Origin of the sequence: Streptomyces sp. NPDC002055 (assembly GCF_040296705.1) — a bacterium.
Taxonomy (GTDB): Bacteria; Actinomycetota; Actinomycetes; order Streptomycetales; family Streptomycetaceae; genus Streptomyces.
The window spans coordinates 35,202-54,923 of the sequence record NZ_JBEOXS010000026.1 but is presented as its reverse complement, the minus strand read 5'-3'; the positions used below and the strand labels follow the sequence as shown (position 1 = coordinate 54,923).

The following is a 19,722-nucleotide window of genomic DNA, read 5'->3' as shown; positions in this document are numbered from 1 at the left end:
CGGTCGGTCTCGGACCGGCGGTCTCTCAGATCTTGATCAACTCTCTGGCCGGGTGAGGCCGGGGGAACTTAGCCTCGACCCCACGCGTGCGGACACCGCCGCATGCCGGACGGTGCGTGGCGGCTGCCACCGCGTTCCGCTGTCCGTCTGCCTCCCCCCCCATATGTGAGGTGCACCGTGGTGAAGGTCGGAATCTGGGTTCTCTGGTTCGCCGTTCTGGTCGTGGTCAACAAGTTCGTGCTCGACAACGAGTGGGCGGAGCTCGTCTTCACGGGGGTCTCGGCCGGTCTCTGCAGCTGGGCGTCGTCCTATGTCGACCGCCGCGGGGCCGCTGCTGGGGAGACTGCCTGAGGGACCACCCCCTGAGCGACGGCTGCCTGAGGGGCCGTCCCGAATCGGAGGACGCGACGACACCGCCGCGCCGCGGTGCGTCGCCTCCCGCCGGATCGGGCGTATCGTCTCGGCCGTGACCGGCGCGTTTCCCCGCGCCGGCCGCTCGTGCCGACCGTCGACCACCCTTCGGTGCCCCCGGGCACCCGCCGGTCCGGCGGTGGGCACAGCGCCCCCGACGACCGCGGCGAGGACTGTCATGCGAAAGATCGTCCTGATGATGTCGGTGTCCCTCGACGGCTACATCGAGGGACCGCACCGGGAAATCGACTGGCACCTCGTCGACGAGGAGCTGCACCAGCACTTCAACGATGAGCTGCGCGGCATGGGTGCCTTTCTGGGCGGCCGGGTCACCCATGAGCTCATGGCGGATTTCTGGCCGACCGCGGACGCCGATCCGGACGCCCCTCCCGTCATGGTGGAGTTCGCCGAGATCTGGCGGGAGAAGCCCAAGATGGTGTTCTCCCGTACCTTGAAGCGGGCGGACTGGAACACCGTCGTCATGCGCGACGTGGTCCCGGAGGAGATCCGGGAACTCAAGGAGCAGCCGGGCGGTGACCTGGTGCTCGGCGGCGCCGGCCTGGCGGCGACCTTCATGCGGCAGGACCTGATCGACGAGTACCGCGTCTACGTCCACCCGGTCCTGATCGGCCGCGGCAAGCCCCTGTTCCCGGACACGGACGCCCGGACGGCGCTCCGTCTCGTGGAAAGCCGGGCCTTCGGCAACGGGGTGGTCCTCCTCCGCTACGAACGGCCCGGAGCGGCTGTGGGGTGACGGGTCCGGTGCGGTGGGCGCTGCCGGGGGCTGTGGATGACGTGCACCCCGCAGTCCCGCCCCTGCCCGGCTGACGCGCGCGGGTCACACCGTCGTCGGGAGCTTGAGTTCGAACCACACGGTCTTGCCGATGCCGCAGCTCCGCGGGTGGACGCCCCACTCGTCAGCCAGCGCGGAGACCAGGGCCAGGCCGCGGCCCGACTCGTCGTCCGCCGACGCCTCCCGGGGTTCCGGCAGGTCGTCGCAGGCGTCTGAGACCTCGATCCGGAGCCGTTCGTCCCGTACGACGCACCGCGCACTGATCTCACGGCCCGGGGAGACCCGCGCATGCCGGCACGCATTGGTCATCAGCTCGCTCAGCAGGAGGACGGCCGTGTCCCGGGTGTCTTCCGGAATGCGCCACGAGCGCGCCTGCTCCCGCAGCAGAACTCTCGACCTCCCGACACTGCGGGCGTGGCGCGGCAGCCGCCATTCGATGTCCTGCGGCAAGCCGTTGGCATACGGCTCGGGTGGGAGCGAGGCGGAGTCCGACGGTTCGGACACGGCGTCGTGAGGAGGGGAGGGAAGAGGATGGGCGGCCATCGGTGTCCTCGGTGCTGAAGTCGCAGGCGCGGCAGGGTCGGTGGGCTGTCACGTGGACAGGGGAAGTTGTCCCGTTTCCGGCACCCAGGGTGCTGACGACCGCCTAGCCTCGGCAGTAGCGACCCGGGTACGGAACGTGGCTGTACCCCGCGCGCACCGAGGAAGGCGAGGTGCGGTGACCACCGAGAATGCCCAGCCGCCGATGGCGTGGCGGTACTGCGGGAACCAGATCAAGCTGTGGCGCACTCAGGCCGGGGTGACCCGCGAGGGCCTGGGCAAGGAAGCCAACTACGACTACGAGTACGTCAAGTCCATGGAGCAGGGCCGCCGCAAGCCGACCCTCCGGCTGCTCGAAGTGGCGGACGAGATGTGCGGGGCGCGGGGGATGCTGCTCGCGGCGCAGGACTATCTGAAGCCGGAGAGGTTCCTCTCCTATGTCCAAGACTTCGTACGGTACGAGGCCGATGCCATTGCGCACAGTTCCTATCAGCCGCAAGTGATCCCGGGGCTACTTCAGACCGAAGAATATGCGCGGAAACTCATCGGCGCGCACTGGCCGCCCTTGGACGACGAGACGATCGATGTGCGGGTGGCGGCGCGGCTGGAACGGCAAGCTCTCCTGGAGAAGCAGACCAGGGCCTTCAGCTTCGCAGTCGGGGAAGGTGCGGTGCGCTTTCCCATCGACAGTGCGGATGCGCACAAGCGGCAGTTGGATCACCTGTCACACATGCTGATGCGGCGCAACATCACCGTGCAGATCATGCCCTTTGGTGGAGTGCACCCTGGTCTCGAAGGATCGTTCGTCCTTCTGGAAACGCCTGAGCACGAGCACCTCGCCTTCGAGGAAGGGCAGATGACAGGCATCCTGTACGCGGACCCCGCTAAGGTCAGCATCATCATGCAGCGACATGCACTGATCCTTCAGCGTGCCCTGAGCCCCGAGGAATCGGCACGCTTCATCACGTCCTTGGCGGAGGAGCTATGAGGGACGAAATCGTGTGGTTCACGTCCAGTCACAGCAGTAGCGGCGGCGGTGAGTGTGTCGAGGTCGCCATCTCCTGGCGCAAGTCCAGTCACAGCGATGACCAGGGCGGAGCCTGCGTCGAGGTCGCCACCTGCCCGGACACCGTCCACGTCCGAGACTCCAAGGACCGGAGCGGTCCGCAGCTGGCGTTCAGCCCCGGCGCCTGGGCGGACTTCGTCGCCTACGCCGCTCGGCAGCCGGTGCGGTGAAGCCGCGGCGGCCGCGGCGCGCGGGGAGCCGGGACCCCTTGTCGGGCTCCCCGCGCGCGGCCGTTGTGCCGGGCCGGTGTCAGACCTCCAGCTCGGACTCGACCTTCCGGAGCTGGTGACGGGCCATCGCGAGGTTCGCCCGGTCCTTGTCCAGGGCCAGGTAGAGGAACAGGCCGTTGCTGCCACGGGACTTCAACAGCCGGATCAGGTGGTACTGGGTCCCGAGCGTGATCAGGATGTCCTCTATCTCCTCCTTGATGCCGAGCATTTCCATGGTGCGGACCTTGGCGCGGACCACATCGGTGTTGCCCGCGGCGGCCACCGACAGGTCGAGTTCCTTGCCCCCGCCCAGGGTTCCCAGCGCCATGCCGCTGGTGTAGTCGACGAGGGCGACGCCGAGCGCCCCCTCTATCGAGGTCATCGCTTCCTTGAGGGCGGTCTCGGTATTGGCCATGGTTGATGCACTTCCTTTCCGTTGGGGTGTTCTCCGCTGGGTCGCGGTGCGGGTCGGCCCGCGCCGGTCGGCGGAATTCGGGGGGTTCGGATCAGGCATGGAGGGTCCGGCGGCCGGAGGTGGAGGAGGGGGCGGGGGCGGGGACGGAGACAGCGGAGCGGGCGGCGCCAGTGGCGGGGGCGGTGGCAGCGGCGGTGCCGGTGGCCAGGACGGCGGGTCGGGGTCGGGCGGCTGACGGTGCCGGGCGGGGCGGGTCACGGCAGCTCCGGGCGGTCGAGGGCGCCGTCGACGAGGTCACCGATGCGGGCACCGGCCCGGCGGCCCTCCAGGTGCAGCCGCCCCACATTGGTCCGCGAGCCGGCCATGACCGTCACGACGGCCGACGTGCCCGCCGCGTAGGTCGCGACATAGCCGTGGTCGCCGCGGAGCAGCAGTTCGCGGAACTCGCCCTGACCGGTGGCGTCCGTCATCCGCAGGGCGACCCCGAGCGCGGCGGCGGTGAGCGCGGCGACGCCCTCGGCCTCCACGGGGGCCGCGTCCTGGGCCAGCACGAGGCCGTCGATGCTCGCTGCCAGGGCGCCGGTCAGGTGGGGGACACGGGCCCGTAACCGCCGCAGCTCGTCGAGGACTTCGGCTTCGGCGGCCAACAGCTGTCTCCTCTCGGCGCGCAGTCTCAAGGCTCGCCTCATGACGGCGTGGAGAGGGCCTGGTGGACGGACCGGGGACTCACAGGCGTGCCTCCAAAGCATCACGAAGCCGGCGCAGCAGGGCTATGTCCGGGTCGGCGGAGAGGTCCGCGACCCAGTCGGGAACGGGATGGGATGCGGGGGGCGGTTCGGACGCGTGGGGTGTCCGGATGTGCCCGGCCGCTGCCAGCCGGCGCACGTCGATCAGGGTGTGGAAGGCCGGGCGGCCCAGCAGCCGGGCGATTCGGGCGGGTGTGCGGAGGCCGTCCGCCAGGTCCAGTACGGCCCGTTGGCGGTGCGTGACCGCGGGGGCGCGGGCCGACGGGTGCCGGGTGACGGGGGAGGTGTCGACGGCCGGCCACGGCCACAGGCCGTCCAGCAGGTCCCGGCGGCGCCGTGACTCCCGGGCCACGTGCTCGGCCCGTACCGGGCGGATCGGGCCGAGCCAGTGCACGGCGCCCTGGCGGAAGCGGGTGGGGCCGTCGCTGGGGGCCAGCGCGAAGTACGCGGCGTCGAACAGCGCGTTCAGGTGGCAGATCTCCAGCTCGCCGTCGCCGAGGCTGCCGCTGTCGACGAGATGGCGGCCGACCCGGCAGTGCGCCCCGGCCCGGTCGACGGCCTCCTGCCAGCGCTCGGCGGGGAGGCGTCCGGTCGTGGTCAGGAGGACGTCGATGCCGGGGGCGGCGTCGCTCTCCGCGTGCACCACGGCGCCGTCGGAGAGGAAGAGGGTGCCGCCGTCGCGGAGGAGTGCGCCGGTGGCCCGGTCGGCGGCGAGGCGGGCCAGCAGCGGGAGTTCGGTGGGCCGCGTCAGTTCGGTGGTTGTCATCCAAGTACCAGCCGCTCGGCGAGGTCCTTCAGGCATATTCGGGCGAGCGCGAGGTTCCCCTCGTCGCGGTCGAGCCACACGTGGACGAAGACGCTGCTGTCGAAGGCGGTCTCCACGAAATGCAGCAGGTGGTAGCCGGTGCGGGTGGTGACGATCACGTCCTCCACGGGGGCGCCCTTGCCGGGGTCGGTGATCTCCGGAGCCCCGAATGTTGCCCGGTCCAGCGCGGGCCGCGGCGGTCCGGGCGGCCCCCAGAGTTCGGCCGGCCGGTGCGATTCGGTGAGCGCGAACGCGGTCTGCTCGGCGGCCATACGGGCCAGTTCGGCGGTCTCCGCCGCGGTGGCCTCGTGGTCGCCGTTGGGCGAGTCGCCGACGGTGCCGAGGGCCAGGCCGCTCGTCCAGTCGACGACCGCGGCCCCGCGGGCGCCGGGCAGCGTCATGGCTTTGAGCAGGCACTCGTCGATTCCGGGCACGCCGACTCCCCTCCCTGTGCAGCGTGCTGACGCTGTGGGAGCGCGTCAGTGACGAAGAGATTACGTACCGTGGCATCGAAGGTGGGGAGTTATGGCATTACCCCGCGGAATATGCCCTTGGATCGCTAGACTCCGCCCCTCCGCCGGCTCGGTGAGCCTCCGGTTCCGCTCCCGGACCGCGGAGCCCGCCTCGCTCGGCGGCAGCGGCGGAGCCGTTCGGCGGCCTGCGGAGAGCCGCCCCCGCCGACCTGAAATGCCGCTCTCTCGCCGCCTTTTCGCAGGTCCGGGCGTCAGGGGGCGTGGACCGGACCTCCGGCTCCGAGAGCGGAGTCACCCCGTCCGGCGACGGCGGCCGGGACGGCGTTACGGCCGTCGGCGCCCGGTGCGGGAGGGGAGAGTGCGGCGGGTTCCGAGGCGCGGAGCGCGTGTGATCTCCGGCACCACCCGGCAGCGTGCGCCCCGCACCGGGCCCGCACTCGGCAACCGGCGATCGGTGATCGGCGATCGGCGCCCGGCGCCCCGCAACGGCTCCCGGCAATCCGGCGCGCCGCAATCGGGATCCGGCGCTCGTCCCCGGCGCCCGACCTCGGCCGCGCGCCGGGCCCGACTGCCGAGAGGGGCCGACGAACGGAACGACCACCCGTGAAGTCGGTGACGAGGGCCGACGGCCGTCGGTCGCCGACCGTCGGTTGCCGGGCCCCGGCCGCGTCCCGCTCCGTCCACGCCGGCCGCGTCCCGCTCCGTCCACGCCGGCCGCGTCCCGCTCCGTCCACGTCGGCCGCGTCCCGCTCCGTCTACGCCGGTCTGCTCGCCCCCGCGAACGGCATCTGGTCGATCGGTGCCAGCCGCACCGGGGCGCCCGGCCGCGGCGCGTGGATCATCTGTCCGTTGCCGATGTAGAGCCCCACATGGCTGATGCCCGAGTAGAAGAACACCAGGTCACCCGGGGCGAGCTCGGAGCGGGGGACGCGCTGCCCCGCGTTGATCTGGGTGTAGCTGGTGCGGGGGAGGGCGACCCCGGCGGCCCGCCAGGACGCCTGGGTGAGCCCGGAGCAGTCGAACCCGTCCGGCCCGGTCGCGCCCCACACGTACGGCTTGCCCAGCGCCCCGTAGGCGAAGGAGACGGCCTGGGCGGCGCGGGCGTTCGGTGCCTTGAGGCGGGCGGTGCGCGGGGCACCGCGGTCCGCGCGGTCCGCACTCTCGGCGGCGTGGTCGTCCTGCCGGAGGACGGCGGCGCGCTGCTTCGCCGTGAGCCGGTCCAGCAGCCGCTCCGCCGCGGCGAGCTTCCGGTGCGCGGCCTTCTTCTGCGTCCGCAGCTCCGCCTGGTGGCCGCGGAGGTCCGCCAGCCGGTCACCCGCCTGGTCACGGACCTGGTCGAGGCCGCGGAGCTGGTGGCGGATCCCGGCGACGGCGGTCGCCTGCCGGCTGCCCGCCCGGTCCATCAGCGAGGCGCGCTCCAGGTACTGGTCCGGCGCGGAGGAGAGCGCCAGCTGGAGCGCCGGGTCGATGCCGCCCGACCGGTACTGGGCGGTGGCCAGCGAACCCAGGGCGTTGCGGGAGGCGTTCAGCCGCTGCGTCCGGCGGGCCGCCTCGTCCCGGAGTCCGTCCAGGGCCTGCTGCGCCTTCACGGCCTTCTCCCGTGCGCCGTTGTACTTCTCGGTGACCTCCTCGGCCTCCTGGTGGAGCCGGTCGACCTCGGCCTTCACCCGGGCGGTGCCGGGGCCGGGGTCGGCCAGCGCGGTGCCCTCCAGGGCGCCTCCGCCCGCGGCGGAGGCGAGTGCGAGGGTCACCGCCGTACGGGCGGTGGTACCGGTCAGCGATCGCCGCCTGGGCTTCCGGTGCGAGGCCACGGCCGCCATCACATCCTTCCAACGGTCCGACAGCCGCGGGGGGTTCGGCCGTCTGGAGGAGGACGCTAAGCCCGCCGGGCGGGAGCAAGTACGAGGATGAGCGGGACTGGGTCCTTTACGTGCGGGTCTGAACGGAAGCCCCGGGTGATTTCTCGCCGCTCTGACGTTTCCCGGTGCGCGCATGATCGAAATGGCGATAGAGCCGGACCCGGCTGCGAGCGGGTGCTATGGGCCCGGTTACGCTCCGCCGCATGGACATATTGATCAATGTCTTCGTCGGCCTGCACATCATCGGCATCGCCTCGCTGCTCGGCGGATTCCTCACCCAGATGAAGGCGATGGGCCAGGGCACGGCGCGGTTCGTCCCCGGGATGCTGCACGGCGCGCTGACCATGCTCGTCACCGGCGTCGCGCTGGTCGGCCTGAACCAGGCCGACGACCAGACCCCGAACACCGTCAAGCTCGGCGTGAAGCTCGCCCTGCTGGTCGTCATCCTCGCCCTGGTCTATGTGAAGCGGGACGAGGAGAAGGTCGAGAAGGGCGCCTTCGCCGCGGTCGGCCTGCTGACGGTCGCCAATGTGTTCATCGCGGTGCTCTGGACATAGCCCCGCAGTCCCGGCCCGGGACGTACCCCCGCAGTCCCGGCCCGGACGTAGCCCCGGAGTCCCGGAAGGGGGCGGCCCCGGCCGGCCGGAAGCGATACTCGGCCCCGATCCGCCCCTTCAATGGCCCCCCGAACGCAGTGCGCCCCACCGGCGGTCCGGTGGGGCGCACTCCGCGTTGTCGGCCGGCTACGAGGGGCGGACGCTGCCGTAGATCGGCATGTAGGTGATCGCCTCGGTGCGGACGTTGGCGCCCGGCTTCGGGGCGTGGACCATCTGGCCGTTGCCCGCGTAGATCCCGACGTGGCTGATGTCGTCGTAGAAGAACACCAGGTCACCCGGCTTGAGATCCTCGGTGGCGACCCGGGTGCCGACCTTCACCTGGTCCCACGTGGTGCGCGGCAGGGAGACCCCGGCGCTCTTCCACGCGGCCTGGGTGAGCCCCGAGCAGTCGAAGGAGTTCGGGCCGCTGGCGCCCCAGACGTACGGCTTGCCTATCTGTGCCTTCGCGAAGGCCAGCGCCTGGGCGGCCTTGGCCGAGGCGGTGCCGGAGTCCGAGTCCTGGCCGGTGCCGGTGCCGGTGGAAGGGCCCGCGCTGTCGCCCCGCTCGGCTTCCTCCCGGCGCTGCTTCTCGGCCTGCTCCCGGGCCAGCTCCTCCGCCTTGCGCTGGGCCTCCTCCTGCTTCCGGCGCTCGATCGCCGCCAGCCGGGCCTTCTCCTCGGCGGTGAGGTCCGACAGCAGATCGCGGGCCTCGGCGAGCTTGCGCTGCACGGTCCGCTTGCTGGCCCGCAGCCGGTCCTGCGAATCGGTGAGCGACTCCAGGCTCCGGGTGGCCCTGCCCCGCTGCTCGGACGCCTCCTCCTGCTCCTCCTGGAAGTCCGAGACGGCCCGCTGCTGCCGCTGGGTCATCCGGTCCATCAGGTGGTTCTGGTCGAAGTAGTCCTGCGGCTGCTCCGAGAGCATCAGCGTTGCGGTCGGGGCCATCCCGCCCTCGCGGTACTGGGCCGCGGCGAGGCCGCCGAGCTTGCGCCGGGACTCGTTCAGCCGCTCCGTCCGCTTCGCGACGTCGTCGACCAGCCGGTCGGTGCGGGAACGCTGGGCGTCGGTGCGCTCCTTGGCCTGGTTGTACTCCTGGGTGGACGACTCGGCCTGGCGGTACAGGTCGTCGACCTTCTTCTGGACCTCTTCGATACTCTGCGGCGGCTCGTCCGGCGCGGCCTGGGCGCTCTGCGACAGCAGCGTCGCGGACGCCACCGCCGCGGTGGTGAGGCCGACGGCCGCGCGGGCGGAGCTGGGGGAGGCGAGAATGCTGGTCCGCGGTTTGCGGTGCGACGCCAAGGCGCGCGTCTCCTTCCGTGGACCGCCTACCGGGTTAGCTGTCGGGTTCGGGCGGATCGGAAGGCTGCCCTACGGCCCGTGCACGGCGTTCGATCCGCGTGCGGAGGGCCGATTCACCCCATTGTTGCTTTGTGGGTCCCCGGCTCCGGGTGCCTGAGGCAGGGCCGGACTCGGCGGAGGCCGCCCGTGCCGACGCGGTCGTCGGCGGGTGGTGCGAGCCGCCTGAGCGAGCACGGTAGCCAATGTGTGGGGGTGCTGTGAAGGCTGGTGTTCGATATGCCCGAAACCTTTTCGTGACCTGAGGTGTGAGCTCGATCATGCCGCCCCCGGCCTCCTGCCGGCCGGGCCCCACGGCCTGTACCTTGCCCGCCGGCGGACCGGCGGCGGCCGGAACGGGACGGTCGCCGCCGCCCGGACGCGGGAACCGGTGTGGGCTGTCGGTCCGGCGGCCTAGACTCGGTGGGCGATGAGCAGCCTCTTTGACGACAGCTTCCTGGCGGACCTCGAGCACTCGGGCGAGGAGCCCCCGCCGCCGCCCGAGGAGTCCGCGCACCCGCGGGAAGAGGTCCCCCACGACCTCTTCGAGGGGCGCTTCGACCACCCCGTCCAGCGGGACGCGTACTACCGCGACGGCGCGCCGAGGCCTGCCATCGACCCGGCCGCGCTGCTCGAGGGCCTGAACGAACAGCAGCGCGCCGCCGTCGTCCACACCGGATCGCCGCTGCTCATCGTCGCCGGCGCCGGCTCGGGCAAGACCCGGGTGCTCACCCACCGCATCGCCCACCTCCTGGGCGCGCGCCACGTCCACCCCGGCCAGATCCTCGCGATCACCTTCACCAACAAGGCCGCCGGGGAGATGAAGGAGCGCGTCGAGGAGCTCGTCGGCCCCCGGGCGAACGCCATGTGGGTGTCCACCTTCCACAGCGCCTGCGTCCGCATCCTGCGCCGGGAGAGCAAGAAGCTCGGCTTCACCTCCAGCTTCTCGATCTACGACGCCGCGGACTCCAAGCGCCTGATGTCGCTGGTCTGCCGGGATCTCGACCTGGACCCCAAGCGGTACCCGCCCAAGTCGTTCAGCGCGAAGATCTCCAACCTCAAGAACGAGCTCATCGACGAGGAGACCTTCGCCGGGCAGGCGTCTGGGGGCACCTCCCAGTCGGAGACTGGGGGAGGCTTCGAGAAGACGCTCGCCCAGGCCTACGCGATGTACCAGTCGAGGCTGCGCGAGGCCAACGCCCTCGACTTCGACGACATCATCATGACCACGGTCCACCTGCTCCAGGCCTTCCCGGACGTCGCCGAGCACTACCGGCGGCGCTTCCGGCACGTCCTCGTCGACGAGTACCAGGACACCAACCACGCCCAGTACACGCTGGTGCGCGAGCTGGTCGGCACCGGGGAGACCGTGCCGGGCCAGGACGTGGCCGAGCTGTGCGTGGTGGGCGACGCCGACCAGTCGATCTACGCCTTCCGCGGCGCCACCATCCGCAACATCCTCCAGTTCGAGGAGGACTACCCGGACGCCACCACGATCCTGCTGGAGCAGAACTACCGCTCCTCGCAGACGATCCTCAGTGCCGCCAACGCCGTCATCGAGCGGAACGAGAACCGCCGCCCCAAGAACCTCTGGACCGAGGCCGGCGCCGGCGCGACGATCACCGGCTATGTCGCCGACACCGAACACGACGAGGCGCAGTTCGTCGCCGACGAGATCGACCGGCTGACGGACGCGGGCGACGCCCGCGCCGGCGACGTCGCCGTCTTCTACCGGACCAACGCCCAGTCCCGTGTCTTCGAAGAGATCTTCATCCGGGTCGGGCTGCCCTACAAGGTCGTCGGCGGCGTCCGCTTCTACGAGCGCAAGGAGGTCCGCGACGTCCTCGCGTACCTGCGGGTGCTCGCCAACCCCGAGGACACCGTGCCGCTGCGCCGGATCCTCAACGTGCCCAAGCGCGGCATCGGCGACCGCGCCGAGGCGATGATCGAGGCGCTGGCCGCCCGGGAGAAGGTCTCCTTCGCCCAGGCGCTGCGCCGGGTCGACGAGGCGTACGGCATGGCGGCCCGCTCCGCGAACGCGGTGAAGCGGTTCAACACCCTGCTGGAGGAGCTGCGCACCATCGCCGAGTCGGGCGCCGGCCCGGCCACCGTGCTCGAAGCGGTCCTGGAGCGCACCGGCTACCTGGCGGAGCTCCAGGCGTCGACCGACCCGCAGGACGAGACCCGGATCGAGAACCTCCAGGAACTCGCCGCCGTGGCGCTGGAGTTCGAGCAGGAGCGGACCGAGGAGGACCCGGGCACCCTCGCCGAGTTCCTGGAGCGGGTCGCGCTGGTGGCGGACTCCGACCAGATCCCCGACGAGGACGAGGAGGGGTCCGGCGTCGTCACGCTGATGACCCTGCACACCGCCAAGGGCCTGGAGTTCCCGGTCGTCTTCCTGACCGGCCTGGAGGACGGCGTCTTCCCGCACATGCGCTCTCTCGGCCAGACCAAGGAGCTGGAGGAGGAGCGGCGGCTCGCGTACGTGGGCATCACCCGCGCCCGGGAGCGGCTCTTCCTGACCCGTTCCACCATGCGCAGCGCCTGGGGCCAGCCCTCCTACAATCCGCCGTCGCGGTTCCTGGAGGAGATCCCGGCCCAGTACCTGGAGTGGCGGCGCACCGGCCCCGCGATGCCGTCGGCGTCGGCGGGTGCGATGGCCGCGGGCTCCTCGCTCTCGTCCTCGCGGACCAAGGCGGGCCCGAGCGGCTTCGCCACGCGCCGCACCACCGACCGGCCGGTGATCGCCCTGGCCGTCGGGGACCGGGTCACGCACGACCAGTTCGGGCTGGGCACCGTCATGTCGGTCGCGGGCAGCGGGCACGACGCCAAGGCGACGATCGACTTCGGCGACGAGAAGCCGAAGGTCCTGCTGCTGCGGTACGCCCCGGTGCAGAAGCTCTGACAGGGGCGGGAGCCGGAGCGGGGGCCGGGGGCTTGACCCGGGTGGGGTGAGGCTCGGACCGGCGCCCGCCGTCGCGGCCCCCGGGGTGGGAGCCCTTCGGGGTGAGAGAGCGGGGGCCGGGCGGCCTCCCGACGGATCAGGCGGCCGGTTGGCGATCGACGATCGCTCGGGTTCGTGATCGACGACCGCTCGGGTTCGGGTCGCTCTGGTCCGGGTCGCTCTAGTTCGGGTCGAGGCCCTTGCTGCGCAGCCAGGGCAGCGGGTCGACGGCGTCGTCGCCACCGGGATGCACCTCGAAATGCAGGTGCGGACCGGTGGAGTTGCCGGAGTTGCCGGAGAAGGCGATGACGTCCCCCGCCTTGACCGAGCCGGAACGGATCTTGGTGCTGCTCAGGTGGCAGTACCAGGTCTCCGTGCCGTCGGGGGCGGTGACTATGGCCATGTTGCCGTAGGCGAGGTTGTACTGCGTGCGGACGGTGCCGTCGGTCGCCGCCATCACGGGCGTGCCGTAGCTGACCGGGAAGTCGATGCCGGAGTGCAGCGACATCCAGTTGACGCCCGCCTGCCCGTACGTCGCGCTGAGCCCGTGCTGTTCGACCGGGATCGCGAACTTCGGACGCAGCGCCTCCTTGCGCGCGGCCTCCGCCTCCTTGCGCTTCTTCTCCTCGAGCTGGCGCTGCTTGAGGTCGATGCGCTCCTGGGTGCGGCTGGCGCGGTCGGCGAAGTCGTCGGCGTCGGCGCTGAGCGTCGCGAGCTGGGTGTCCATCTTGTTGTTGGCCGCGGACGGCTTGACGGCCGCCGGATCGGGCGCGGCCTGGGTGGTCTTGGACTCGTCCGGGGTGGTGTTGCTGACGGAGGCCGCGGCGATCCCGGCCACGCCCATCACGGCGACGGACGGAACGGCGACGGTGAGCAGGGCGGACCGGCGGGCGGGCATCCGGCGGCGGGCGCGGGCGGAACCGCCGCCGCCCCGGCGCGGGCCGGGCAGGAGGGTCGCCGCGGGCTCGTCCTCGTACTCCGCACGGCCGTCGGCCGCGGTGCCCGCCGCCATGCCGTGGGCGGCGGTCGCGTCGTGGCTCGGGGCGTGCTCCGCGCCGTGCGGTTCCGCCACGGCCTCGAAGACCGCGGTCTCCATGGCGGCGAACTCCGCGGGGTCCACCGCCTCGAACGCGGCAGGGTCCACGGCTTCGAACGTCGCGGTGGCTTCGAAAGTCGCGGTGGCGTCGAAAGTCGCGGTGTGCTCGGTGTCCGTCCCGGCGGGCCGGCCGTAGGCGTCGTACGCCTCCGCGCCCGCGGGGGCCCCGTCGGCCGTCGGTCCCGTCGCGTCCCACGGCTGGGGCTGCCCGCTCTCCCACGCCTGTGCGGCGTCGGCGGCGTTCCACGCCTGGGTCTGCTCGGCGTCCCACAGCTGTGTCGCGTCGGCGCCGTCCCACACCTGTGCGGCGTCGGTGGCCCCGGCCCACTGACCGGTGTTCCACTGGCCGGAGTTGTGCTGGTCCGAGGCGTGTTGGCCCGAGGTGTGTTGGCCCGAGGTGTGCTGGTCCGCGGGGTTGTGCTGGTCCATGGCGTACGAACCGGTCGGGTACTGACCCGTGTCGTACTGACCCGTGTCGTACGGGCCGGTGCCGGCCGGGTCGGCCCACCCGGCGGGGCTCCAGTCGCCGGTCCCGTAGGTCGTCTCCAGCGGCTGGGGTGCCGACGGGGCGGGGATGCCCTGCGCCATGCCGTGATCCGCACCGGCCCACAGCGAGGCGTCGTACTGCCCGCTGTCGTACATCCCGGTGTCGTAGGTCGTCGGCTGCGCGGTGTACGCGACGCCGTAACCGTCGGTGCCCTGGGCGCCGTTGTGCCACTGCCCGGCGTCCGGCACTTGGTCCGCGGGGTAGGCGGCGGGGTGGGCGTACGCGCCGGTGCCGTAGCTGCCGGGCATGTCCCCGAAGAGCGGGTCGCCGTGCCCGTAGGCCGCGCCGAGGTTGTCGAAGGTTCCCGTGGCGTAGCCGTCGTACGCGGCGTGAGCACTGGGAATTCCCTGCTGCTCGTACGGCGCGTGGAGCCCGTACGAGGCGTCGGGGACGTGACCGGTCAGGGACGAGTCCTCCGACGGGTGACGGTTGTTCACCACCAACTTCTCTTTCGCCTCGGCAGCAGGAGAATTAGCGGCGACTGTACCCGGCGGTATGCGGCGGCGACAATCTTCAAGAGGTTTCCGGCGGCCCGGGAACGGGCATTTGGCCGCCTTTCGGCGAACTGCGGACCATGGCTTGGCTCGGCGTTCGAATACATTTCGACCCGGGTTCGCTCCGGAGCGATGGAATCACGCCATGCGCCACGCCGAGCGTCACGCCACGGAGGCCGCGTCGGACGAGCCGGTGGCCGACGCCTCGTCGTCCAGCGCCTGGCGGATGCCCGCCGCGACGGCCGCATGGACCGGAAGTGCCAGATGCCCGATACCGCTCACCTGCACGTTATGAGTGACCAGATCCGGATGTTCGAGGCGGGCCGTCTCCAGCGGGACCATCACCTGGTCCAGGTCGCTCCAGAAGCTGACGAAATGCGTGGCGCAATCGGGGGCGGGGCTCGCCAATTCCTCGATCACGTCGGAATCCGGACGCATCTGCCGGACGATGGGATGCGCGGAAAGCAGCGGGATGGCGCGGGTGCCGGAGTGCGGCGTGCCCAGGGTGACCAGGGTGCGAATGCGGGTGTCGCCGCCCAGCCGCTGCGCGTAGTAGCGGGCGATCAGGCCGCCCAGGCTGTGCCCCACCACGTCCACCCGGTCGTGGCCGGTACGGGCGCAGACCTCTTCGATGTGCCGCCCCAGCAGGGTCGCGGCCTCGCGGATGTCACAGCACAGCGGTGAGTAGTTGAGCGCTTCGACCTGGGTCCAGCCGTGCTGGCGCAGTGAACGGCGCAGCAGGACGAAGACCGAGCGGTTGTCGATGAAGCCGTGCAGCAGCAGCACCGGCGGGTGCCCGGCGCCGGGCTCCTCCGGGGTGGGCAGGAGCGTGGTCTCGGGGTCGTCCAGGGGCACCGTCGGTGGAGGGACCGCCTGCCGCTCGGGCGGCCGCTCGGCGATCACGCCGGTCGGGTACAGCACCGCGTGCCCGGCGAGGATCGCCAGGTCCAGTGCCGTGGCCTTGATCAGCGCGGCGGACGGGCGGAGAAGACTGGGAAGAAATGGCAGTGCCCCCATGGCCGACCTCCCGAATGGCACAGCAGGGACGCCTGTGTCCCTCGTGTGCCCTCGCGGGTAGCCGCCACGATGCCCGGTGGTGCGGCTCGGGCCTCCCGTACCGTCCCGTCGCACCGGCCTTCGGCGCTGTGGGTACGGAAGCCCGCTGCGGCTCCCCTTCCATATGTCCCATCGTGTGATTTCCCCCTCGGTGGCCTCCGCGAAACTGCCGGGTGCGCGATGCTTGGGGATAACGTTCGTTCACTCCCCCTGGTCCTGCGGCTGTGGGGGACCCCAGCAGCCGGTGACAGCGACGTCCCGGCAGACGTGCATGGAGGCAGTGATGGGTGTGTCGGGTCCGATCCGCGTCGTGGTGGCGAAGCCGGGGCTCGACGGCCACGATCGCGGGGCCAAGGTCATCGCCCGGGCGCTGCGGGACGCCGGTATGGAGGTCATCTACACCGGCCTGCACCAGACGCCCGAACAGATTGTCGATACGGCGATCCAGGAGGACGCGGACGCCATCGGTCTGTCGATCCTCTCCGGTGCGCACAACACGCTGTTCGCGAAGGTGCTCGAGCTCCTGAAGGAGCGGGACGCCGAGGACATCAAGGTCTTCGGCGGCGGCATCATCCCCGAGGACGACATCGCGCCGCTCAAGGAACTGGGTGTCGCCGCGATCTTCACCCCCGGCACGACGACGACCGAGGTCGTGACCTGGGTACGGGACCACGTCCGCGAGCTGGCTGTCTGAGGGGGTTCCGGGGCTGAGGCCTGGGGCCTGCCCTCGGAGGCTTTGTGCCCGGATCGGGGCCCGGCCCCGGCGAGGCGGGCGCCTGGCCGCCCAGCGCGGAGGCACGCCCCGGCGGGGCGTGCCCCAGGTGCGTACGCCCGGGCGGGGCGTACCCCAGGGGCGTGCGCCCGGGCGGTGCGTGTCCCAGGGGCGCTGGAGCCGGCCGAACGTGTCCTCCGTGAAGTACTCCCATCCGGCGTGACGGTGACGCGGGCACGACCCGATGTGAAGGTGACCCGGGCATATGCCCGCCCGATCGGGAATCGCGGGCCGTCGGGCGGTGCCTGGGGCCTGGCTCAGGGCTGGGCGGCGGGTGGCGTCTCAGGGGGCGTGGTGGATGCCGTGGGCGCTGCCGTGGCCCCGTTGCCGTTGCCGTTGCCGTCCCTGTCGCCGTCCCCGTCGCCGTCGCCGTTGTCCCCGTCGTCCGGGGTCCGGCCCCCGTCCCCGTCAGGTTCGGTCCGTTCCCCTTGCAGCTCGTCCCGCATCGTCGCGCGGAGCCGGAGCGTGCCGACGAGGCGCTGGAACGCCTCGGACCAGTAGCCGCCCGCCCCGGGGGAGGCGCCCTCCGTTTCGTCCGGTATCGCGGTGAGCACCTCCAGGCGCTCGGCGTGCGCCGGATCGAGGCAGCGCTCGGCCAGGCCCATCACCCCGCTGAAGCTCCACGGGTAGCTGCCGGCGTCGCGGGCGATGTCGAGGGCGTCCACCACGGCCCGGCCCAAGGTCTCGTCCCAGGGCACCGCGCACACCCCCAGCAGCTGGAAGGCCTCCGAGAGACCGTGGGCCGCGATGAACTCCGCCACCCAGGCCGCGCGTTCGGCCGCGGGCAGGGTGGAGAGCAGCTTCGCCAGCTCGCCCAGCGAGGTGGTGCTCGCCGCCGCGGCGGCGGACGGCGCGGAGGGGGAGCCGAGCAGGGCCCGCGCCCATGCGCCGTTCCGCTGCCGCACCGCTGCCCGGCACCAGGCGGAGTGCAGCTCCGCCCGCCAGTCGTCGACGGCCGGCAGCGCCACGATCTCCTCCGGGGAACGGCCCCCGAACGGTCCCGCCCAGGAGGACAGCGGGGTCGCCTCGATCAGCCGGCTCAGCCACCAGGCGCGGGCGCCCCGCCCGGACGGCGGCTTCGGTACGACGCCGTCGCGCTCCATGGCGGCGTCGCACACCTGGGGCGGCTCGACCGTGATGACCGGCTCGCCGCCCCGGGAGGCCGGACCGACGCAGCGGCACGCCCGCTCCGCCATCCGCAGCGCGAGCGCCGAGCCGGGAAGAGCGGACAGGAGTTCGGCGGCGGTCGCGCGGACGTTGCGGCTGCGGTCCGACAGCGCGGCCTCCAGGAACGGCTCGTCGGCGGCGGACAGTTCCCCGCGGAGCGAGTCGAGGAACATCAGCCGGTCCTCGGCCCGTTCGGTGGCCCAGGTCGAGCCCAGCAGCGCGAGCCCGTCGGACGGGGCGCGGTGGCGCACGGCGGCGAGGAGCGTGACCCGCTCGGCGAACAGGCCTTCCTCCCAGAGCTGGTGGACCGCTTCTGGCTCAGAGGTGTCAGGCAGCGCTGAACTGCCGGCGGCGCCGCGCAATGCGAACTTCCAGTCCGGGTTCAGCCGTGCCAGCCACAGGGCGCGCGGGCCCGCCAGGGCCAGCGCCTGGGGCCGCAGGTCGCTGCGGGCCCTGGCGGTGTCGAGCAGGGCGGGGAGCAGTTCGTCGGGTGTCCGGTAGCCGTGCCGGTGAGCGGCCGCCAGCCACTGGGGGAGCAACTCCGTGAGGTCGGGTGCCGTGCCGCGGCGGCCCCGGCCGGTGTTCGCACCGGCGGCGCGGTCCGCGAGCAGGGTCGCGAGCCGGTGCCGTGCCGCGGGGGGCAGCGGAGGACGTCGGTCCTCCGGCGCAATGCCGGGGCGCGGCAGGGCGGTGGCCGGGCGCAGTCCGGCCCGCCGGCGGACCGTGACGACGGCCGCCGCGTCCAGCAGTGCCACCGCCGGCTCCCGCCCCGGTGTCCGTACGGGAGGCGTGCGGCGCTCCGTGCCCAGGAGAGCGGCGGTGACCAGCTCTTCCCAGGCGGGAGAGTGGAGTTCGGCGACGGTGCTCATGAGTCCCTCCTGCGGTGGTGCCGCAGGTGTGCGGCGGCGTGTCGAGCGTGGGTGCGGGTGCGGGTGCGGGTGCGGGTGTGGGCGAGGGCGTGATCGTGGGAGTGGTGCCGGCGCATTGCGGTGCTCACAGGGGGACCGCCTCGGCGCCGGCGGCCCCGGACCAGGCGGTGAACGGGGTGAAGCCGCGGTGGCAGACTTCCCCGAAGACCGTCACCGGCCGGCCGCCGGATATCGACGCCAGCCGCCAGAGGCCCGAACGGCCCAGGCAGCGCGGGTCCACCGGGAGCGCGGCGTCACCGTCCGCGTCGGCCACCTGCCAGCCGTCCGGGCCCGGAACCGGCACCACGGCGGACAGCACCACCGGCCACGCCTCCAGCCAGGGGTCGTCGCGCAGGGCGTCCCCGTACTCCGCCAGCGCGGCCCAGACGGCCCGTCCCGGCGGTACGGAACCCGGTCCCGGCTGGGTGAGTTGCTCGCCCAGCGCCGCCCGCAACGGCCGCCCGCCCGGGTAGTAGGCGAGCTCGGCGGTCAACGCGAGGCCGGTGGGGAGCGTGAGGTCCGGTGCCCGCCCGGCCGCACCGAACGCGAGCAGCAGTGCCGACCGCCCGGACTCCTCGCCGTGCAGCCATATCCGGCGGGTGGTCAGCCGGCCGGCCCCGCTGTCCTGGCGGCCGAGCACCAGCCAGCGGTCCCGGACCGCCGCCCCCTTCGTGGCCAGCAGTTCCGCCGCTTCCGTGGTCAGTCCGACCCGGGCGCGGACCGTCGCGGCGAGCGGATCCGGCAGCCGGGCGATGCCCAGGTAACCGCGGTTCAGCAGGTGCAGCAGAGCGCACTCCTCCAGGAGCCGGGCCGGCCAGCCCGCTCCGGAGGCCGCCGCCGCCCCCAACTCCCGCACCCGGCCTGCCAGCCCGGGTGCCTTGGCGTCCACCATGCGGGCCGCCGTCTCGTCCCAGGCCGCGTATCCCGCGCGGTCCGCCCCCGCCAGCCCGCTCCGCAGCAGATCGGTGAGCCGCTGCTCCAGCTCCGTGGCTCCCGCGGCCATCTGCTCCGCCCGTTGCCGGCCGCGCCGTTCGGCCGCGGCCGGATCCGCGCTCCGGGCGCGCTCCGGGGCACCGGCCTTCCGCTCGGCCCGTTGCCGGCGGGCCGCCAGCCACTCCTCGGCCCACTCCGGCGGCGCCTCGGTGTCCGGCACGGCCGCCCGGTCCCCGTCCGCGGAGGAGGACCACAGGAGCAGCAGCCCCAGCGCGTGCTTGCACGGGAACTTACGGCTCGGACAACTGCAGGAATATCCCAACCCGGAACCCGCGTCGGCGCCGTGCAGCGCCACGACCGTCCGGTACGGCTTGCTGCCGCTGCCCTTGCACTCGCCCCACACCGCCCCCTCGTTCGCCCCGGTGGCGGACCACGGTCCGGCCACGCCCAGTCTGCTGCCCGCCTTCTGCGAGGCGGCGTCAGGAGCCAGTGCCAGCACCTGTTCCGCCGCCCAGCGCACCCCCTGCTGAGTCATGCCGATGACGCTACGGTCCGCCACT

Annotated in this window: 18 protein-coding genes and 1 riboswitch; of the genes, 7 read left to right on the top strand and 11 right to left on the bottom strand. The window is 72.5% G+C overall.

The features are described 5' to 3' along the window. The first annotated feature begins 180 nt into the window (after positions 1 to 180). The gene (locus ABT112_RS18060; protein ID WP_351510668.1) at positions 181 to 351 is read left to right on the top strand and encodes a hypothetical protein; all 171 of its coding nucleotides are present in this window, start codon (positions 181 to 183) and stop codon (positions 349 to 351) included. Positions 352 to 589: 238 nt separating this feature from the next. Continuing rightward, positions 590 to 1,165, top strand: a complete 576-nt coding sequence (locus ABT112_RS18055) for a dihydrofolate reductase family protein (RefSeq protein WP_351510666.1) — start codon at positions 590 to 592, stop codon at positions 1,163 to 1,165. Between the two features lie 84 nt (positions 1,166 to 1,249). On the opposite strand, the gene ABT112_RS18050 is transcribed toward ABT112_RS18055, so the two are convergent. After that, positions 1,250 to 1,654, bottom strand: a complete 405-nt coding sequence (locus ABT112_RS18050; RefSeq protein WP_351510757.1) for an ATP-binding protein — start codon at positions 1,652 to 1,654, stop codon at positions 1,250 to 1,252. Between the two features lie 295 nt (positions 1,655 to 1,949). On the opposite strand from ABT112_RS18050, the gene ABT112_RS18045 reads away from it, so the two are divergent. Continuing rightward, positions 1,950 to 2,732, top strand: coding sequence for a helix-turn-helix domain-containing protein (locus ABT112_RS18045; RefSeq protein ID WP_351510755.1), 783 nt, complete (start codon positions 1,950 to 1,952; stop codon positions 2,730 to 2,732). Further along, positions 2,729 to 2,980 (top strand): DUF397 domain-containing protein, encoded by a 252-nt coding sequence (locus ABT112_RS18040; RefSeq protein WP_351510664.1) that lies wholly within the window; start codon positions 2,729 to 2,731, stop codon positions 2,978 to 2,980. The genes ABT112_RS18045 and ABT112_RS18040 overlap by 4 nt, the downstream gene beginning before the upstream one ends. A 79-nt stretch (positions 2,981 to 3,059) precedes the next feature. Here ABT112_RS18040 and ABT112_RS18035 read toward each other — a convergent pair whose 3' ends face one another. From ABT112_RS18035 to ABT112_RS18015, 5 genes are all read right to left on the bottom strand, one after another. Beyond that, entirely contained in the window at positions 3,060 to 3,434 is a 375-nt protein-coding gene (locus tag ABT112_RS18035) for a hypothetical protein (protein ID WP_351510662.1), read from the bottom strand. Positions 3,435 to 3,688: 254 nt separating this feature from the next. Next, positions 3,689 to 4,123 (bottom strand): roadblock/LC7 domain-containing protein, encoded by a 435-nt coding sequence (locus tag ABT112_RS18030; protein ID WP_351510660.1) that lies wholly within the window; start codon positions 4,121 to 4,123, stop codon positions 3,689 to 3,691. 37 nt (positions 4,124 to 4,160) lie between these two features. Further along, the gene (locus ABT112_RS18025) at positions 4,161 to 4,946 is read right to left on the bottom strand and encodes a transcriptional regulator (protein WP_351510658.1); all 786 of its coding nucleotides are present in this window, start codon (positions 4,944 to 4,946) and stop codon (positions 4,161 to 4,163) included. Then, positions 4,943 to 5,419, bottom strand: a complete 477-nt coding sequence (locus ABT112_RS18020) for a hypothetical protein (RefSeq protein ID WP_351510656.1) — start codon at positions 5,417 to 5,419, stop codon at positions 4,943 to 4,945. The genes ABT112_RS18025 and ABT112_RS18020 overlap by 4 nt, the downstream gene beginning before the upstream one ends. A 794-nt stretch (positions 5,420 to 6,213) precedes the next feature. Further along, positions 6,214 to 7,278: a C40 family peptidase gene (locus ABT112_RS18015; RefSeq protein ID WP_351510654.1), complete on the bottom strand. Its 1,065-nt coding sequence runs from the start codon at positions 7,276 to 7,278 to the stop codon at positions 6,214 to 6,216. Between the two features lie 242 nt (positions 7,279 to 7,520). Between ABT112_RS18015 and ABT112_RS18010 the strand changes: the two genes are divergently transcribed. Beyond that, the gene (locus ABT112_RS18010) at positions 7,521 to 7,874 is read left to right on the top strand and encodes a hypothetical protein (RefSeq protein WP_351510652.1); all 354 of its coding nucleotides are present in this window, start codon (positions 7,521 to 7,523) and stop codon (positions 7,872 to 7,874) included. Between the two features lie 186 nt (positions 7,875 to 8,060). On the opposite strand, the gene ABT112_RS18005 is transcribed toward ABT112_RS18010, so the two are convergent. Beyond that, positions 8,061 to 9,209, bottom strand: a complete 1,149-nt coding sequence (locus ABT112_RS18005; protein WP_351510650.1) for a C40 family peptidase — start codon at positions 9,207 to 9,209, stop codon at positions 8,061 to 8,063. Positions 9,210 to 9,217: 8 nt separating this feature from the next. Beyond that, positions 9,218 to 9,395: riboswitch (cyclic di-AMP (ydaO/yuaA leader) on the bottom strand. 280 nt (positions 9,396 to 9,675) lie between these two features. Between ABT112_RS18005 and pcrA the strand changes: the two genes are divergently transcribed. Beyond that, positions 9,676 to 12,150, top strand: a complete 2,475-nt coding sequence (gene pcrA / locus ABT112_RS18000) for a DNA helicase PcrA (protein ID WP_351510648.1) — start codon at positions 9,676 to 9,678, stop codon at positions 12,148 to 12,150. Between the two features lie 220 nt (positions 12,151 to 12,370). On the opposite strand, the gene ABT112_RS17995 is transcribed toward pcrA, so the two are convergent. Next, positions 12,371 to 14,269, bottom strand: a complete 1,899-nt coding sequence (locus ABT112_RS17995) for a M23 family metallopeptidase (protein ID WP_502975385.1) — start codon at positions 14,267 to 14,269, stop codon at positions 12,371 to 12,373. Between the two features lie 219 nt (positions 14,270 to 14,488). Continuing rightward, positions 14,489 to 15,343 carry an esterase/lipase family protein gene (locus ABT112_RS17990; RefSeq protein WP_351510644.1) on the bottom strand — a complete coding sequence of 285 codons (855 nt, stop codon included), beginning with the start codon at positions 15,341 to 15,343 and terminating at the stop codon, positions 14,489 to 14,491. 322 nt (positions 15,344 to 15,665) lie between these two features. Between ABT112_RS17990 and icmB the strand changes: the two genes are divergently transcribed. Next, the gene (gene icmB, locus ABT112_RS17985) at positions 15,666 to 16,076 is read left to right on the top strand and encodes a coenzyme B12-dependent isobutyryl CoA mutase small subunit (RefSeq protein WP_351510642.1); all 411 of its coding nucleotides are present in this window, start codon (positions 15,666 to 15,668) and stop codon (positions 16,074 to 16,076) included. A gap of 335 nt (positions 16,077 to 16,411) precedes the next feature. Here the strand turns inward: icmB and ABT112_RS17980 are convergent, their stop codons facing one another. After that, positions 16,412 to 18,190 (bottom strand): DUF5691 domain-containing protein, encoded by a 1,779-nt coding sequence (locus ABT112_RS17980; RefSeq protein WP_351510640.1) that lies wholly within the window; start codon positions 18,188 to 18,190, stop codon positions 16,412 to 16,414. Between the two features lie 124 nt (positions 18,191 to 18,314). Next, entirely contained in the window at positions 18,315 to 19,697 is a 1,383-nt protein-coding gene (locus ABT112_RS17975; RefSeq protein ID WP_351510638.1) for an SWIM zinc finger family protein, read from the bottom strand. Between the last annotated feature and the right edge of the window lie 25 nt (positions 19,698 to 19,722).